This window comes from Blastococcus sp. SYSU D00813 (assembly GCF_054050735.1).
Window position 1 is genome coordinate 15,876 of the sequence record NZ_JBJGZX010000045.1, and the last position, 16,351, is coordinate 32,226.

15 protein-coding genes are annotated in these 16,351 nt (G+C 78.3%); 5 read left to right on the top strand and 10 right to left on the bottom strand.

Annotated elements, in window-relative coordinates; translation table 11 throughout:
• Nucleotides 1–8 precede the first annotated feature (8 nt).
• From ACI8AX_RS21255 to egtA, 8 genes are all read right to left on the bottom strand, one after another.
• Nucleotides 9–782, bottom strand: a complete 774-nt coding sequence (locus ACI8AX_RS21255; RefSeq protein WP_456551855.1) for an anti-sigma factor — start codon at nucleotides 780–782, stop codon at nucleotides 9–11.
• Nucleotides 760–1,440, bottom strand: a complete 681-nt coding sequence (locus ACI8AX_RS21260; protein WP_456551856.1) for an RNA polymerase sigma factor — start codon at nucleotides 1,438–1,440, stop codon at nucleotides 760–762. The genes ACI8AX_RS21255 and ACI8AX_RS21260 overlap by 23 nt, the downstream gene beginning before the upstream one ends.
• Before the next feature lie 70 nt (nucleotides 1,441–1,510).
• The gene (locus tag ACI8AX_RS21265) at nucleotides 1,511–2,209 is read right to left on the bottom strand and encodes a class F sortase (RefSeq protein WP_456551857.1); all 699 of its coding nucleotides are present in this window, start codon (nucleotides 2,207–2,209) and stop codon (nucleotides 1,511–1,513) included.
• A gap of 28 nt (nucleotides 2,210–2,237) precedes the next feature.
• On the bottom strand, nucleotides 2,238–3,059 hold the full coding sequence (locus tag ACI8AX_RS21270) for a DUF4397 domain-containing protein (protein ID WP_456551858.1): 822 nt from the start codon (nucleotides 3,057–3,059) through the stop codon (nucleotides 2,238–2,240).
• A 95-nt stretch (nucleotides 3,060–3,154) separates the two neighbouring features.
• A complete protein-coding gene (gene egtD, locus ACI8AX_RS21275) occupies nucleotides 3,155–4,123 on the bottom strand; it encodes an L-histidine N(alpha)-methyltransferase (protein ID WP_456551859.1) in 969 nt (322 codons plus the stop codon).
• Nucleotides 4,120–4,821: an ergothioneine biosynthesis protein EgtC gene (egtC, locus tag ACI8AX_RS21280; protein WP_456551860.1), complete on the bottom strand. Its 702-nt coding sequence runs from the start codon at nucleotides 4,819–4,821 to the stop codon at nucleotides 4,120–4,122. The genes egtD and egtC overlap by 4 nt, the downstream gene beginning before the upstream one ends.
• A gap of 2 nt (nucleotides 4,822–4,823) precedes the next feature.
• On the bottom strand, nucleotides 4,824–6,125 hold the full coding sequence (gene egtB / locus ACI8AX_RS21285) for an ergothioneine biosynthesis protein EgtB (protein ID WP_456551861.1): 1,302 nt from the start codon (nucleotides 6,123–6,125) through the stop codon (nucleotides 4,824–4,826).
• Complete coding sequence (gene egtA / locus ACI8AX_RS21290) at nucleotides 6,122–7,381, bottom strand: ergothioneine biosynthesis glutamate--cysteine ligase EgtA (protein ID WP_456551862.1); 1,260 nt, start codon at nucleotides 7,379–7,381, stop codon at nucleotides 6,122–6,124. Before egtA ends, egtB begins: the two co-directional genes overlap by 4 nt.
• Nucleotides 7,382–7,544: 163 nt before the next feature.
• Here egtA and ACI8AX_RS21295 point away from each other — a divergent pair, with 163 nt between their 5' ends.
• Nucleotides 7,545–7,988 (top strand): DUF309 domain-containing protein, encoded by a 444-nt coding sequence (locus tag ACI8AX_RS21295; RefSeq protein ID WP_456551863.1) that lies wholly within the window; start codon nucleotides 7,545–7,547, stop codon nucleotides 7,986–7,988.
• On the opposite strand, the gene ACI8AX_RS21300 is transcribed toward ACI8AX_RS21295, so the two are convergent.
• Together ACI8AX_RS21300 and ACI8AX_RS21305 are read right to left on the bottom strand one after the other, a co-directional pair.
• Nucleotides 7,979–11,209 carry a BTAD domain-containing putative transcriptional regulator gene (locus ACI8AX_RS21300; RefSeq protein WP_456551864.1) on the bottom strand — a complete coding sequence of 1,077 codons (3,231 nt, stop codon included), beginning with the start codon at nucleotides 11,207–11,209 and terminating at the stop codon, nucleotides 7,979–7,981. The genes ACI8AX_RS21295 and ACI8AX_RS21300 overlap by 10 nt on opposite strands.
• A gap of 42 nt (nucleotides 11,210–11,251) precedes the next feature.
• Nucleotides 11,252–12,151: a CPBP family intramembrane glutamic endopeptidase gene (locus ACI8AX_RS21305; RefSeq protein WP_456551865.1), complete on the bottom strand. Its 900-nt coding sequence runs from the start codon at nucleotides 12,149–12,151 to the stop codon at nucleotides 11,252–11,254.
• Between the two features lie 136 nt (nucleotides 12,152–12,287).
• Between ACI8AX_RS21305 and ACI8AX_RS21310 the strand changes: the two genes are divergently transcribed.
• From ACI8AX_RS21310 to ACI8AX_RS21325, 4 genes are all read left to right on the top strand, one after another.
• Entirely contained in the window at nucleotides 12,288–12,662 is a 375-nt protein-coding gene (locus ACI8AX_RS21310) for a cupin domain-containing protein (RefSeq protein WP_456551866.1), read from the top strand.
• A gap of 42 nt (nucleotides 12,663–12,704) precedes the next feature.
• Nucleotides 12,705–14,204 (top strand): malic enzyme-like NAD(P)-binding protein, encoded by a 1,500-nt coding sequence (locus ACI8AX_RS21315; protein ID WP_456551867.1) that lies wholly within the window; start codon nucleotides 12,705–12,707, stop codon nucleotides 14,202–14,204.
• 7 nt (nucleotides 14,205–14,211) lie between these two features.
• Nucleotides 14,212–15,369: a MalY/PatB family protein gene (locus ACI8AX_RS21320; protein WP_456551868.1), complete on the top strand. Its 1,158-nt coding sequence runs from the start codon at nucleotides 14,212–14,214 to the stop codon at nucleotides 15,367–15,369.
• A gap of 93 nt (nucleotides 15,370–15,462) precedes the next feature.
• Complete coding sequence (locus tag ACI8AX_RS21325; RefSeq protein WP_456551869.1) at nucleotides 15,463–16,317, top strand: Fpg/Nei family DNA glycosylase; 855 nt, start codon at nucleotides 15,463–15,465, stop codon at nucleotides 16,315–16,317.
• The last annotated feature ends 34 nt before the right edge of the window (nucleotides 16,318–16,351 follow it).

Consider the following 16,351-nt stretch of genomic DNA (forward strand, 5'->3'; position numbering starts at 1 on the left):
GGCCGCGGTCAGGTGCCCAGCACGCCCCGGGCGATGGAGACGCCGGAGTGGGTGGGGTCGCCGTCCAGCGGCTCGACCGAGACGTCGACGATCGGGTACTGGCCCAGGTCGAGGTCGGCGGGCAGCACGAGCTCCTCGGTGCCGGCGCGGACCACGCCGACCGGCACCATGCCCTCGACCGCCTCGTCGATCAGCCACACCTCGAGGTACCCCTCGTCGGGGGCGGAGGCGTCCAGCTCCAGGCGCAGCACCCGCGTGCCGTCGGCGTGCTCGACGACCTCGGCCTCGCCGGAGGCCTGGTTCTCGCCGAGGGGGTCCAGCTGCGCCGCGGCCAGGGCCACCACGGCCGGGTCCTCGCCGTCGTCGTCCCCGCCCAGGGTGACGGCGCCGGCGCCGATGCCGGCACCCACGACGAGCGACGCCGCGGCCGCCAGCAGCAGCCGGGAGCGGCGCGGGCGGAGCGGGACCACCTCGGCCCCGGTGGCCGGTGCGGTCGCCGGCGCGGGTTCGGCGGGCTCGGCCGGCCCAGCGGCGGCGACCGTCCGCGGGACGGCGGTGACGCCGGTGCCCGCGGCGATCGCCGCCCAGACGCCGGGCGGCGGGGGCACCGGTGCGCCGGGCGCGGCGAACTCCGGGACGGCGAGGACCTCGACGCCGCGGCGCAGGCCGGCGACCTCGCCGGAGCAGGCGGGGCAGTCGGCCAGGTGGGCGGCGTCGGAGGGGGAGAGGGGTTCGCCGAGGGCGGCCAGCGCCAGGTCCTCAGGCGTGCAGTGCTGCGGCACCGTCCACCTCCAACCGGTTGCGCAGGCGCTCCAGGGTGCGCCGGATGTGACTCTTGACGGTGCCCAGCGGCAGCCCGGTGCGGGTGGCGATCTGGGCGTGGGTGAGGTCCTCGAAGAAGGCCAGCTCGATGATGCCCCGCTGGGGCTGGTCGATGCGGTCGAGCTCGCCCAGCAGCAGCACGCGGTCGGCGACGGCGGTGTCCAGCGGCCGCGCGGTCGCCGGCCCGGGGCGCGCCTCGGCGTCGGCGGCGGCCGCCTCGGCCAGGCGGCGCTGGCGGTCCCGCCGGGCCCACGTGTCGGCGATCTTGTGCCGGCAGACGCCGACCAGCCAGGCCGGCAGCGGGCCGGACTCGGGCCGGTAGCCGGTGCGGCCGGTCCACGCCGACACGAAGACCTGCTGGGTGACGTCCTCGGCGTCGGGGCCGGGGCCGAACGCCCGCACCGCCATGCCGTGCACCTGCCCGGCCCAGCGCTCGTAGGCGATGGCCAGCGCCTGCTCGTCGCCGGCGGCGAAGCGGCGGCCGACCTCGGCGTCGTCCGGCTCCGGGGCGGAGCCCGGCAGCGGGATGACGGTGTTGCCCACGAACTCGACAGTAGTTGACCTTGGCCGGAGCGCGGCCGGAGCCGTCGTCGGTGGGAGGTCGAGCAGCCCGGTCATGCCCCGCTCCTCCCGCCGTCTCGCTGGGTCGCCCGTCCTTCACCGGTCGTGCCCCCGGCGGATGCAGCCGTCACGGGACCGGCTCCGCGAGCGGTTCCGCGACCGGTTCCGCCACCACGACCACGTTGTCCCGGTAACTGCGGTACTCCGGCAGGAACGGCCCGCCACAGGTGACGACCACCAGCCGGGGCGCCCCCTCGCGGGCGAACAGCTGCCCGAGCGGGAGCTCCTGCTTGGTGATCAGCTCGCGGGCCACGATCCGCCAGCGGCTGGTCGTCCCGGTGGCGTCGGTGACCAGCACCTCGTCGCCGGGCTCGGCCTCCCGCAGCGGGGCGAGGGCGCCGAGGCCCTGCTCGGCGTCGTCCACGTGGCCGGCGAGGACCGCCGACCCGGGGGCGCCGGGCACGGGCCCGTAGCGGTACCAGCCGACCCGGTCCACGTCGGCGGGCAGCTCCATCTGGCCGTCGGCGGCGACGCCGACCGGGTCCAGCGGGACGTCCACGCCCAGCGCGGGGACGGCGAGCCGCACCGGCGCGGGCGCGGTGGGCGCGGCGGTCGGGGTCGCGTCCCGGGCGACCACCTCCGGGAGCCGGCCGGGGTCCGCCGGCGCCGCCTGCGGGGGACTGGGCGGCGCCGGCGGTGTGGACGCGGGGAGGACCTGCTCGACCGGCGCGCCCGCCGCCGCCGGTTCCCGGGTCAGCTGCCAGGCGGTCGGCACGCCGATCGCCAGGGCCAGCCCGAGGACCGCGCCGGCGGCAGCGGGGCGCACGGCCGGGGCCTCTCCGGTCCTGGTCCCGTCAGGCCCGGGAGCCGGCCAGCCGCCGCGCCGACAGCCCGGCGACCACGAGCCCGGCGATCGACAGGGCGGCCAGCGGCGCGGGGAAGCCGTCGTCGTCGGCCAGGCCCGCGCTGCCGCCGGGGACGCCGGAGGGCGCCGAGTGCGACCCCGAGATCGTCTGGACGGCGAGCTGGTAGCCGGCCTCCTGCGAGCCCCACGCGTAGACGATCGTCGTGGTGCCCTCGGACAGGGTCAGGTCGGCCGGGCCGATCGCGACGGTGCCGGTGCCGGCGAGGACGACGTCGGCGCTGACGGTGCCCGCCGGGACCTCGAGGGTGGCCTCGTTCGGGTTGGTCAGCCCCGGGGCGACGACCTGGCCGCCGGCCCGCACGTCGACGGCCGGGGCCGCCGCGGTGTGCCGCACGGTGACCCGCGCCTGGCCGGCGGGGACGGCGGAGGCGTCGTTGACGAACGGCGTCAGCTTCGGGGCGCCGTTCGCGTCGAGGTGGGCGACCACGGTGGCGTTCGCGCCGGCGGGCACGGCCACGCCGTTCGCCGACAGCAGCGGGGTGCCCGAGCCGTCGGCGGCGTCGGCGGGGAAGAGCGCCAGGTCGTAGTTGCCGGCCGGCAGCTGCAGCGGGTCGGTCAGGGTGCCGGGCTGGAAGTCGTCGATCAGCCGCTCGCCGTTGGCGTAGACGTCGACGGGGGTGTCGGGCACCCCGTGCAGCACGGAGACGGTGGCGGTGTCCGCGGCCGCGGCGGGGGCGGTGCCGAGGGCGAGCGCGACGCCGACGGCGCCGGCGGCACCGAGGGCGAGGCCGGTGGAGCGGGTCCGGGTCATGGGACGGTCCTTCCGGTGAGGGGGTGACTGCGTTGTCACCGCCTCTTCCGTACACCCGTCCGCGGTGGATGCACGACCGGTCCCGCCGGTTCCCCTCAGGCGGGGACCGAGAGGGAGACGCCGAAGTCGCCGTCCGGGTCGGTCCACCAGTGGGTGAGCCGCAGGCCGGCCGCGGCCAGCTCCGCCGCGACGCCCTCGGGCCGGAACTTCGCCGACACCTCGGTGCGCATCTCCTCGCCCGCGGCGAAGGCCACCTGGAGGTCGAGCGCGGGCACCGCGACCACCTGGTCGATCGTCGACCGCAGCCGCATCTCGATCCACTCCGCCTCGGCGTCCCACAGGGCGACGTGCTCGAACGTGGCCGGGTCGAAGCCCGCGCCCAGCTCGCGGTTGAGGACGGCGAGCACGTTGCGGTTGAACCCCGCGGTCACGCCGGCGGCGTCGTCGTAGGCGGGGACGAGCCGGGCGGGGTCCTTGACCAGGTCGGTGCCGAGGAGGAAGGAGTCGCCGGGGCCGAGCGTGGCGGCCAGCCCGGCGAGGAAGGCCGCACGCGGCACCGGCTCGAGGTTGCCGATGGTCGAGCCGAGGAAGGCCACGAGCCGGCGTCCCTCCCGCGGCAGCCGGTCCAGGTGCTCGGTGAAGTCGCCGACCACCGCGTCGACGGCGACGTCCGGGTACTCGGCGGTGATCGCCACGCCCGCCGCCTCGAGCACCGACGGGTCCACGTCGCAGGGCACGAACCGGCGCAGCGTGCCGGCGTCGCGCAGCGCCGACAGCAGCAGCCGGGTCTTCTCCGACGTCCCGCTGCCCAGCTCGACCAGCACGTCGGCGCGCGACGCGGCGGCGATCTCCCCGGCGCGCGCGGTCAGCACCGCCCGCTCGGCACGGGTGGGGTAGTACTCCGGCAGCCGGGTGATCTCGTCGAACAGCTCGCTGCCGCGCTCGTCGTAGAACCACCGCGGCGGCAGCGACTTCGGCGTCGCCGTCAGCCCGGCGAGGGCGTCGGCGCGCAGGGCGTCGCGCGCGGCGTCGGGCGCCAGGTGGCTGGTGAGCGAGACGGTCATGCGCGGAGCTCTCCGATCGGGGTGAGGGTGAGGCCGTCGGGGGTGACCTCCACGAGGTGGCGGTCGGGGACGTCGCGCCAGCCGGGGTCGTCGTCCCACGGCTCGCTGGCCAGCGCCGTCCCCTCGTCGGTGACCAGCGCCGAGAGGGTGTCGCCCCAGGTGGTGGCCAGCAGGCGGGTGCCGTCGGCGGCCAGCAGGTTCAGGCGCGCGGCCGGGTCGGCCGCGGCCACCTCGGCCACCGTGGCGGCCAGGGCGTCGAGGCCGCGGTCGAAGACGAGCGCGGCCAGCAGCGCGCTGTCGACGGTCGACTCCGCGTCGCGCACCGGCGGCAGCACCGCCCGGTCGACCCGCCCGTTGTGCGACAGCAGCGCGTGGCCGTCGGTGAAGGGCGCGGCCGCGCTCTCCTCCAGCGGCATGCCGACGGTCGCCGAGCGGACGGCGGCCACCACGCACCCCGACCGCAGCACCGGCGCGACCGAGGCGAACGACGGGTCGCCCCACAGCGGGCGGGCGGAGCGCCAGCGGGCCGGCTCCGGCCGGTCCGGCGTGTAGAAGCCCACCCCCCAGCCGTCGGCGTTCACGGTGCCGTACCGCTGTCGTCGCGGCGCCCACGACTGCACGAGCAGGGACGACGGCGGCTCCAGCACGAGCGAGGCCAGCGTGCGCGGCCGGCCGAGCCAGGCGAGGTGACGGCACATGCTCAGGCGTCCACCTCGTCGACGGACCAGGCCAGCCGGATGCCGCTGAAGACCTGCCGGCGGACCGGGTGGTCCCAGTTGCGGAAGCTCGGCCGCAGGATCGACGCGCCGACCGCCCAGGAGCCGCCGCGCAGCACCTTGTAGTCGCCGCCGAAGAAGGGCGCGGAGTAGTCGGCGTAGAGCATCGGCCGGAACCCCGGCCAGGGGGTGAGGTCCGACGACGTCCACTCCCACACGTCGCCCATCAGCTGCTCGACCCCGTACGCCGAGGCGCCGGCGGGGTACGCGCCGACCGGCGCCGGCCGCAGGGCGGCGCCGTCGAGGTTGGCGAGCGCGGGCGTGGGCTCCGAGTCGCCCCACGGGAAGCGCCGCCGCCGGTGCAGCGCCGGGTCCCACGCCGCGGCCTTCTCCCACTCGACCTCGGTGGGCAGCCGTGCGCCGGCCCACCGGGCGTAGGCCTCGGCCTCGAAGTACGTGACGTGCTGGACCGGTTCGTCCGGGGGCAGCTCCTCGACCACGCCGAAGCGCGTGCGGGTGCCGGTCGTGCCTCCCGCGCCCCAGTACATCGGCGCGGTGAGCCCGGCCTCCGTGCGGTGCGCCCAGCCGCGCTCGGACCACCAGCGGCGCTCGGCGTAGCCGCCGTCGGCCACGAAGGCGGCGTACTCGGCGTTGGTCACCGGCACCCGGCCGATGCGGAAGGCGGGGACGTCGACGACGTGCGCCGGCCGCTCGTTGTCCAGGCTGAACGGCTCGTCGTCGGCGTCGACGCCGAGCACGAACTCGCCGCCGGGCACCAGCGCAGAGGTGCCGGCCACCCCCGGCCGGCCGGCGGGCAGCGGGGACCCGGGACCGAGCAGCGGCGGGCCGCTGCGCAGCGCCAGGGCCTGCAGCATCGTCTCGTCGTGCTGCTGCTCGTGGCTGGCGACCATGGCGAAGTCGAAGGGGTCGTCGTCGGCGCCGAGCCGGTCCACCCGGTCCAGGACCCGGTCCCGCACCTCCCGGCAGAAGGCGCGGGCCTCCACGGGGGGCAGCAGCGGCAACCGGGCGCGGACGGCGCGCGGCTGGGTGAACGCGTCGTACAGCGCCTCGACGTCGGGCGGCAGCAGGCCGGGACGGGCGGCGTCGCCGCGGCGCAGCAGCCACAGGTCCTCCTGCTGGCCGATGTGCGCCAGGTCCCACACCAGCGGCGACAGCAGCGGGGTGTGCTGGGCCAGCAGTTCCGGCTCGTCGTGGTCGGTGAGGTGCAGCGTGCGGGCCCGGGCGGCGGCCAGGTCCCGGGCGAGCAGCTCGCGGAGGTCGCTCACCGCGGGCCTCCCGTGTCGCCGGTGGTGGCCAGGAGCGCGGCGGCGGGGCCGCCGGTGCGCAGCGCGTCGAGCAGGGCGCCGCCCGGGTCGGCGCCGCGCTCGACGAGCTCGGCCAGGGCCTCGACCTCCGCCCGCAGGCCGGCGGGGACGGCGTCGAGCGCCGCGGCCAGGCAGGCCCGCGCGGCGGCGCGCAGCGCCGGGTCGGCCAGCCCGGTGCGGGCGGCGCGGTCCCAGGCGCCGGCGGTGGAGGCGGTCGCGTCGGCGGCCCGGCCGGCCGCGACCGGGTCGTCGAGCAGCACGGTGGTGACCGCCGCCAGCGCCGGCCACCACGGCTCGGGTGCCGCGTCGAGGTAGCGGATCTCCAGCCAGCCGCGGGGCCGCACGGGCGGGAACAGCGTGGTCAGGTGGTAGTCGAGGTCGGCGGCCGAGGGCCGGCGGTCGCCGAGGGGCACCTCGCCGGTCACCCAGTCGGAGAAGGCGACCCGCCCGAGGACCGGCTCGGCCCCGTCGTCGTCCCGGACGAGCATCACCGGCGCGGCCAGCGCGTAGGCGGCCCACTCGCCGGCCGGGTCGTCGCCGCGCAGCAGCGGGCCGCAGCGGGCCTGGTCGAGGTCGCCCCACACCTGCTGCCGCGTCGACCGCCACCCCGTCGGCCGCCCGCCGGCCAGCGGCGAGCAGGCGGAGACGGCGACGAGCACCGGCCCGAGCTGGTGGGCCAGGGCCACCCGGTCGCTCCAGCCGGGAGCCGGCCCGGCCTCGAGGTTGACCTGCAGGGACGCCGTCGAGGTCATCATCGCCGTCCCCGCCGGTGCGCAGCCCACGGCGGTGAAGTGCCGTTCCATGGCGGCGTAGCGCGCGGCCGGGTTCACCCGCTGCGGCCGCCGCAGCGGGTCGGCGCCCACCGGCGCCAGCCCGAGCCGGTCGCCGGCCAGGGCCGCGGCCAGCACCGCGCGGTCGGCGCGCAGCGCGGCGACCGCGGCTGCCACGTCGGGCAGCGGCGGCCCGGAGAGCTCGACCTGCCCGCCCGGCTCGCAGGTGACCCGGCTGCCGCCGGGGAGCGGCGGCACCGAGGCCACCGCGCCGCACACCCGGCCCCACGGCACCCGCGCGGCGGGCCGGTCGAGGTCGACGAGGTGGGCCTCGAGCTCCAGGCCGACGGCGCCGACGGGCCCGTCGCGGAGCGCGCCCGCGGCCACGGCGGCGAACGCGGTGTCGAGGTCCAGCGCGCTGCTGCACTGGTCGGTCACGGGGGCCACGGGGCCCACCCCCTCCAGGTCCGGACCGGTCGCCGGGGCGACCGCGGGTCGGTGCGGGGGCGGCCCGTGGTGCGGCCGTCCTCGTCTCCATCCTCCACGCGGGCACCGACAGGACAAGCCCCGTCGGCGTCCGCTCACCCGGCGTTCGCGAGACGATGTCCTCGTGGATCCCCCCCGGCGGCGCGCGGCGCCGCGGCCGCGCGACGCGCTGGGCCGCCCGCTGCCCCACGGGGCGGTGGGCGTGGAGCGTTCGCCCGAGGGGGTGGAGCGCACCCCCGACGAGGCGCTCGCCGAGGCGCAGCGGCTGCTCGACGCCGGTCTGCCGTTCCACGCCCACGAGGTGCTGGAGGACGCCTGGAAGGCCACCGCCGGCGCGGAGCGCGAGCTCTGGCGCGGCCTGGCCCAGCTCGCCGTCGGGGTGACCCACGCGGCGCGCGGCAACCCCCGGGGTGCGGCCACGCTGCTGGACCGGGCGGCCGGCAACCTGGCGCCGTTCGTGGCCGACCCGCCGCACGGCCTCGACGTCGCCGGCCTCGTGGCCTGGGCGCGCGGGGCGGACCCGGCCGGGCCGCTGACGGCGCCGCCGCTGCGGGCGGCTCAGCAGTAGGCGTCGAGCAGCCGCTGCGCCCGCTCGGCGAACGGCGCGAAGCCGAACAGCGCGCAGATCTCCAGCGCCCGCTCGAGCTCGGCGCGGGCCGCCGGGTCGCCGGTGAGCGCGAGGGCTCCGCCGCGGTAGAGAGCGGTGGGCCCGAGCACCGTGTGCCCGGCCCACAGCACCACGACGGTGTCGCCGTAGCCGCGCAGCGCCGGGAGCACCGACGCGGCCCGCGCGGCGTCGCCGAGCTCCAGGTACACGTCGGTGAGCAGGATCGTCTTCACCGGCTCGCGCGTGCCGCCGCCGGGGGCCGCCAGCATCCGGTCGGCGGCGGTCAGGGCGGCCTCGCGGCGGCCGGCCTGGGCGTGGGCCTGGGCGAGGACGCCCAGCCAGTCGGGGTCGACGGTGGCGGCCAGGTCGACGACCTCCGGGACGACGCCGGGCAGCCGGTGCTCGTGCCAGGCGGCGATCCCCTCGATCGTCTGCCGCGACATCCGGGTCACGTCCGCGGCGGCCGGCGAGGTGGTGGGGGCGTCGCGGACGGCGGCGTCGGCCAGCCGGCGGGCCTCGTCGGCCTCCCCGCGGGCGAGAGCCAGGCCGGCGTGCCACCAGGCGTCCTGCTGGAGGAGGTCGCCGTCGCCGCGGCGCCGGGCCAGCTCGGTGTACCGCCGGGAGACCGCCGCCGCCTCGTCCGCCTGCGCGGTCTCGGTGAGCGCGCAGCGCAGCAGGTGCAGGGCGGTGGCCTCGGCGACCGGGTCGCCCGCGCTCTCCGCCAGCATCGTGCGGGCCAGCTCCACCCGGGCCGCGGCGTGCGCCGGCGTCCAGTGCGCGACGAACTGCGCCACGCGGGCACGGGCCCGGGCGCCGCGGTCGGCCCCGGCCGCGGCCAGGGCCCGGGCGGCCAGCTCGGGGCCGTCCGGGCGCCCGGTGCTCGCCCGGCGGACGCCGAGCGCGGCCAGCACGGCGGCGGCGACCGGCGGCGGCACGGCGCCCGCGCGCGCGGCGCCCTCCTCCAGCAGCGCCTCGTCGGCGGCGTGCAGCGCCCCGAAGGAGGCCCAGTAGCCGCCCACCCCGCCGCCGGCGGAGACGATCGCCGCCCGCACCAGCCGCCCGTCGTCCCCGCTCGCCCGCGCGAGCCCGGCGGCCGCCGACAGCGCCGCGCCGCTCTCCTCGATCAGCCCCAGCAGGCGCAGCGCGGTCCCGCGGACCAGCTGCAGGTCGGCGGCGACGTCGGTGGCGTCCTCGGGCACGTGGGCCAGGCCGCGGGCGGCGAGCGCGTCGGCCTCCTCCACGCCGGCGCGGTCGATCGCCTCCCGCGCCGCGCCCAGGCAGGCCAGGGCGGCGGGGCGGTCGGGCCGCCCGGCGGCGGCCTCGCTGCGGTGGACGGCGATCGCGGCGGCGGAGGTCGCCGCGGCCGGGGCGGCGGCCAGCGCGTCGGCGAGCCGGCCGTGCAGCGCCGCCCGCGCCACCGGTCCCAGGTCGGCCAGCAGCACCTCGCGGACAAGGTCGTGCGCGGTGCGCACCCGCCCGGGCGCGGGCTCGACCAGCAGGCCGGCGCGCAGCGCGTCGCCCACCGGGTCGCCGGCGGCGTCCCCGCCCTCGCCGAGGGCCGCGACGAGGACCGCCACCGACACCTCCCGCCCGGCGACCGCGGCGACGGCCAGCACGTCGCGGACCGGCCGGGGCAGGCCGTCCAGCCGCAGCCGGACGACGTCGCGCACGCCGGCCGGCACCGCGCCGCCGTCCGCGCCGCCGTCCGCGGCCCCGACCGCGGCCAGCTCGGTGACGAAGAACGGGTTGCCGGCGGAGCGCTCGGCCAGCAGCCGGGCGGCGTCGGCGTCGAGCGCCGTCCCCGTCAGCTCCGCGGCCAGCGCGGCCACCTCCCCGGTGGCCAGGCCGCCCAGCCGGAGCCGCCGGGCGCCGGGCAGCCGGGCGGCGGTGCCGAGCACCCGGGTCAGGGCGGGGGAGCCGACGGCCTCCTCACGGCAGGTCAGGGCGAGCAGCAGCCGGCCGCCGTGCAGCTGGGAGAGCACCACCTCGAGCACGTGCAGCGAGTCCGGGTCGGCCCACTGGAGGTCGTCGAGGACGACGAGCAGCGGCGCCTCGCCGGCCGCCGCCCGCAGCCGCCGTGCGGTGTCCAGGCCGAGGGCGAACCGGGCGCCGGGGTCGCTGCCCCCCGCGCCCTCGGGCAGCCCGCCGAGCACCTGCTGCCACGGCCAGTACGGCGGCGCGCCGCCGATCTCGGCGCAGCGCCCCCAGCGGACGGCGGCCCCGACCCGGGCGGCGAACGCCTCGACGAGCCGGGTCTTGCCGATGCCGGGCTCCCCGGTGACGACGACGGCGGTGCCCCGCCCGGCGCCGGCCGCGGCCCAGGCGGCGGTCAGCGCCTCCAGCTCGGCCGGGCGGCCGACGAAGCCGTCGCCGGCCGGTCCGGCGGGCGGTGCACCGGCCGGGCCGGCGGGCGGCGCGACGGCCGGGGGGTCCAGCGCCGGGTCCTGGCGCAGCAGCGCGGCCTCGAGCTCGCGGACCTCGGCGGAGGCGTCCAGCCCCAGCTCCTCGGCGACGAGCTCGCGGGTGCGGCGCAGCACCTCCAGCGCCTCGGCCTGCCGCCCGCCCCGGTACAGCGCGCGGGCCAGCAGCGCGGCGGTGCGCTCGCGCAGCGGGTCGGTGGCGGCCGCGGCGGAGAGGTCGGCGACGAGCTCCGCGCCGGTGCCCAGGGCGAGCCGTGCCTCGGCCAGCCGCTCGAGGGCGGCCAGCCGCAGCTCCTCGAGGCGGGTGGCGACCGGCGCGATCCCCGGGACGTCGGCCACGTCGGCGTACGGCTCGCCCTGCCAGCGGGCCAGGGCGCCGGGCAGCTGCGCCGCGGCCTCGGGGTCGGGGGCCGACGCCGCGGCGGAGACCTCGTCGGCGAAGGCGTGCGCGTCCACCGCGGTGCGCGGCAGCACCAGCGCGTACCCGGCGCCGCGGGTGACCAGGACGGTCGCCTCGCGGGCGCCCAGCCCGGGGTCCAGCAGGCGGCGCAGCCGGGCGACGTGCCCCTGCAGCGTCGTGGCTGCCGAGGCCGGGGGCGAGCCGCGCCACAGCCGGTCGGCCAGCGCGTCGGCCGCGACCGTGCGCCCCTCGGCGGCGGCCAGCAACGCCAGGACCTCGGCGGGCTTGCGCCCGCCGAGGTCGAGGTCGGCGCCGTCGCGGGTGACGCGGGTCGGCCCGAGCACCTGCACCCGCAGCTCCACGGCTGCGGAGAGTAGGGGACCGGCGCGGTTCCGCGTGCCGGGTCAGCTGCGGACGGCCTCCGTGCCGCCGGTGGCGCTGCGGCGCAGGGGGCAGAGCCGGGCCCAGACGAGTGCGCCGGCGACCAGGGCGAGGGCCGCGAACAGGCCGCTCTCGGTGGCGAACCAGCCGGTCGGGCCGGTGTCCCCGGTCAGCGGGTCCAGCACGTGGTAGAGCGTCGCGTTGACGACCGCGTGGGCCAGGACGCCGGGCCAGATGCCCCAGCGCAGCTGCATGGCGGCCAGCACCGCGCCGAAGGCCACGGTGCCGACGGCGAAGCAGAGCAGCGCCCACGCCACCGGGACCCCCTCCGGCGTGCCCCCGAGGAAGACGATCAGCGGCGCGTGGAAGGCGGCCCAGGCCAGGCCGCTCACCGCCACCACGGTGTGCGGCCCCGCGACCTCGGCCAGCCGGGTGACCAGCAGGCCGCGCCAGCCGACGTCCTCGGCGAGCGCGAGCAGCACGTACGGGGCGACCAGCACGGTCAGCCCGAGCGGGACCATCGCGTCCAGGCCCTCGGTGCGGAACGCGCCGGTGCCGGTGGCCCACACCAGCGCGCCGCCGGCGAGGGTGGTGGCCAGTGCCCACAGCCAGGCGCGGCCGAGGTCGCGCCACGAGGTGCGGCGGAAGCCCCAGCCGGGCCGGCGCAGGCTGCCGGCGGCGACGAGCCGGGCGAGGAGCGCGGCCAGCAGCGGGATGAACGCCTGGCCGAACAGGAGCGCCTGCACCAGCGGCGGCGCCTCCTCGACGTGCCGGACGTCGGCGCCCTGGCCGGCGGCGATCGTGGTCGTCACCGTCAGCAGGGCGGCGACGGTGCCGAGGAAGACGCCGATCTCCCTCCACGGCGAGGGGCGGGCCGCCGGCGGGGTCAGGGCCGGGGCGTGCAGCTGCGGTGCGGTGGTCATGGCGGTCGGGCTCCTGCGGGTCGGGACGTGGTGCGTCGCCGCACACGGTCGGCCGGCCCGCTGGTCCGGTCCTGGTCGGCCGCTTGTCGGCCGTCCACCAGCGCGCCACCAGCGCCCGCGGGGACCGTGCCGGTCCATGGAGCCAGTCCTCCCCGGCCCGCCCGGGGCCGCGGTCGTGTCGCTGCCCGCGGGCGTGGCGCTGCCCCGCTGCCGCGCCCGCGGCGCCGACCTCGTCCTCGTCGTCCTCGCCGGCCGGGCGGAGGCCGTCGTCGGGGACGCCGGTGCCCGCTCCTCCGCGGCGGGGGACGTGCTGGTGTGCCCCCGGGGCACCCCGTGGTCGGTGCGCGCCGCGGGAGGGCCCGTGCGGCTGGTGGTCGTCGCCTTCCCCGCGGGGCCGGAGCAGGCCGTCGCCGTCCTCGCCGGGCGGCCGGCGCTGGACGACGCCGCCCGGGTCGGCGTGGCCGCCGACGGCGGGCTCGAGCTCGTCCTGCGGCCGGCACCACCCGGGTGACCCCCCGGTGAGCCCGGTCACGGTGGGACGATCGGGAGCGCCATGAGCACCCATCCCGCACCTGCCGCCGGCGACCCCACCGACGTCGCGGAGCCCGCCGCGCCACCCGTGCGCGGGCCGGTGACCTCCGCGTCCTACTCGGTCACCGTGCGGCTGCGGGCCGACACCGACCCGGCCAGCATCGGCCGGATCGCGACCGCCGTCGGCACCGCGGGCGGCGCGGTCACCGCGATCGACGTCGTGGAGTCCCGCTCGGACCACCTCACCGTCGACGTCACCTGCTCGGCGGCCGACGCGGAGCACTCGCAGGAGATGGTCGAGGCGATGGGCGCGCTCCCCGGGGTGGAGGTGCGCAAGGTCAGCGACCGCACCTTCCTGCTGCACCTGGGCGGCAAGCTCGAGGTCGCCTCGAAGGTGCCGCTTAAGACCCGCGACGACCTGTCGATGGCCTACACCCCGGGTGTGGCCCGGGTCTGCCTGGCGCTGGCCGACCACCCCGAGGACGTGCGCCGGCTGACCATCAAGGGCAACACGGTCGCCGTCGTCACCGACGGGTCGGCGGTCCTCGGCCTGGGCGACATCGGCCCCGGCGCCGCGCTGCCGGTCATGGAGGGCAAGGCGGTGCTGTTCAAGCGCTTCGCCGACATCGACGCCTGGCCGATCTGCCTGGACACCCAGGACGTCGACGAGATCGTGCGCACCGTCGAGCTCCTGGCGCCGGGTTTCGGCGGCATCAACCTCGAGGACATCGCCGCCCCCCGCTGCTTCGAGATCGAGAAGCGGCTGCGCGAGCGCCTCGACATCCCGGTCTTCCACGACGACCAGCACGGGACGGCGATCTGCGCGCTCGCCGCGCTGACCAACGCGCTGCGCGTGGTGGACAAGCACCTGCCCGACGTGCGGATCGTCGTGGCCGGCGGCGGCGCGGCCGGGACGGCGATCGTGAACCTGCTGCTGGCCGCCGGCGCGACGAACGTCCTGGTCTGGGACCGCGAGGGCATCCTCAGCCCCGACGACGAGCGGCTCACCCCGGCCAAGCACGCCCTGGCCCAGCGCACCAACCCCGGCTGCGTGCGCGGTGAGCTGCCCGACGCCCTGGTCGGCGCCGACGTCTTCATCGGCGTCAGCGCGGGCAACGTGCTCGCCGTCGAGGACCTCGGGCGGATGGCCGAGCGCGCCGTGGTCTTCCCGATGGCCAACCCCACCCCGGAGGTCGACCCGGTGCGCGCCCGGCAGTACGCCGCCGTCGTCGCCTCGGGCCGGTCGGACCTGCCGAACCAGATCAACAACGTGCTGGCGTTCCCGGGGGTGTTCCGCGGCCTGCTCGACGCGCGGGCGACCGAGATCGACACCCCGATGCTGCTGGCGGCCGCCGAGGCGCTGGCCGCCATCGTGCGCGACGACCAGCTCAACGCCAACTACATCATCCCCAGCGTCTTCGACCCGTCGGTCACCACGGCGGTGGCCGACGCCGTCGCCGCGGCCGCGCGCGCGACCGGCGCGGTGGTCGAGCTCCCCGGCCGTCCGGGCCTGTCGGACTGAGGACGGCGTGCGCGACCTCGACGCCCCGACGGCGGAGGAGCTGCGCGCGGCGGGCGGCCTCAAGTGGACGCGCTTCGCGCCGGCCCTCGGCGCGTGGGTGGCCGAGATGGACTGGGGCACGGCGCCCGCGGTGACCGCGGCCCTGCACGCGGCCGTCGACGCCGGGCTGCTGGGCTACCTCCCGGACGGCCCGGCGCAGGAGATGGCCGCCGAGTGCGCGGCCTTCCTCGCCCGCCACCACGGCTGGGCGCTGCCCGCGGGGTGGATCACCCCGCTGCCCGACGTCCTGGCCGGGCTGCAGGCGGCGATCGAGCACTTCACCCCGCCCGGTTCGCCGGTGGTGCTGCCCGTCCCGGCGTACATGCCGTTCCTGACGTTCCCGGCGCAGTTCGGCCGGGAGGTGATCGCGGTGCCGCTGGTGCCCGGTCCCGACGGCCGCCCGACGTACGACCTGGCCGGCCTGGACCGCGCGTTCGCCGCCGGTGGCCGCCTGCTCGTGCACTGCAACCCGCACAACCCGCTGGGGCGGGTCTTCACCGACGCCGAGCAGCTCGCGGTGGCCGAGGTCGTCGAGCGGCACGGCGCCCGCGTCTTCTCCGACGAGATCCACGCGCCGCTGGTCCACCCCGGCGCCGTGCACCGCCCGTACGCGGCGCTGTCGGCCGGCACCGCCGGGCACACGGTCACGGCGACGTCGGCGTCCAAGGCGTGGAACCTGGCCGGGCTCAAGGCCGCGCAGCTGGTGCTGTCGAACGACGCCGACGCGGCGCACTGGGCGCGGGTCGGCACCGTGATCGCCCACGGCGCCTCGACCCTCGGCGTCGTCGCGAACACCGCCGCCTACCGGGACGGCGAGCCCTGGCTGTCCGACGTCCTCGCGGCCGTCGACGCGAACCGGCGGCTGCTCGCCGACCTGCTCGCCGAGCACCTCCCACGGGTCCGGTACACGCCGCCGGAGGGCACCTACCTCGCCTGGCTCGACTGCCGGGCGCTCGAGGTGGAGGGCCCGGTGGGCGACCTGCTGCTCGACCGGGCCGGCGTCGCCGTCGTCGACGGGGCGGCCTGCGGCGCTCCCGGGGCGGGGCACGTGCGGCTGAACCTGGCCACGCCGGCGCCGGTGCTGCGGGAGATCGTCGAGCGGATGGCCGCCGTCCTCCCGCGCTGACCGGCCCCACCAGGGTCCGCCGGGGTTCAGCCTTTCGCGCGCGAAAGTCCCCGGAGGGGGTCGCGGAGGGCGGACGGCGTGGATCATGGCCGGGTGCCCGAGTTGCCCGAGGTGGAGGCGCTGGCGGCGTTCCTGCGGGAGAACGCCGTCGGCCACGTCCTGACGCGCGCCGACCTGGCGTCGGTCCAGGCGATCAAGACGTTCGACCCGCCGCTGTCGGCGCTCGGCGGCCTGGAGGTCACCGGCGCCTCGCGGCACGGCAAGTTCCTCGACCTCGACGTCTCCGGGCTGCACCTCGTCGTCCACCTGGCGCGGGCCGGCTGGCTGCACTGGCGCGAGAACCTGCCCGCCGCGCCGCCGAAGCCGGGCAAGGGGCCGCTGGCGCTGCGGGTGCACCTGGACGACGGGAACGGCTTCGACCTCACCGAGCAGGGCACCCGCAAGGGGCTGGCGGTGTACGTCGTCCGATCCCCGGCCGAGGTTCCCGGTATCGACCGGCTCGGACCCGACGCGCTGGCGGTCGACCGGGAGCAGTTCGCCGCGCTGCTGGCCGGCCGCAGCGGCCAGCTCAAGGGCGCGCTCACCGACCAGACGCTGATCGCCGGGATCGGCAACGCCTACTCCGACGAGATCCTGCACGCCGCGCGGCTGTCGCCGTTCAAGATGGCCGACAAGCTCACCGACGACGAGGTGATCCGCCTCTACGACGCCATGCGCGCCGAGCTGACCGACGCCCTCGCCCGCCAGGAGGGCCAGAGGGCGGCGACGATGAAGGGCGAGAAGCGGTCGGGGCTGCAGGTGCACGCCCGCACCGGCCTGCCGTGCCCGGTCTGTGGCGACACCGTGCGCGAGGTGAGCTTCGCCGACACCTCGCTGCAGTACTGCCCGACGTGCCAGACGGGCGGCAAGCCCCTCGCCGACCGCCGGATGTCCAAGCTCCTGCGGTAGCGGAGTCGCTCGGTGACGGAAACCGTCACCGAGC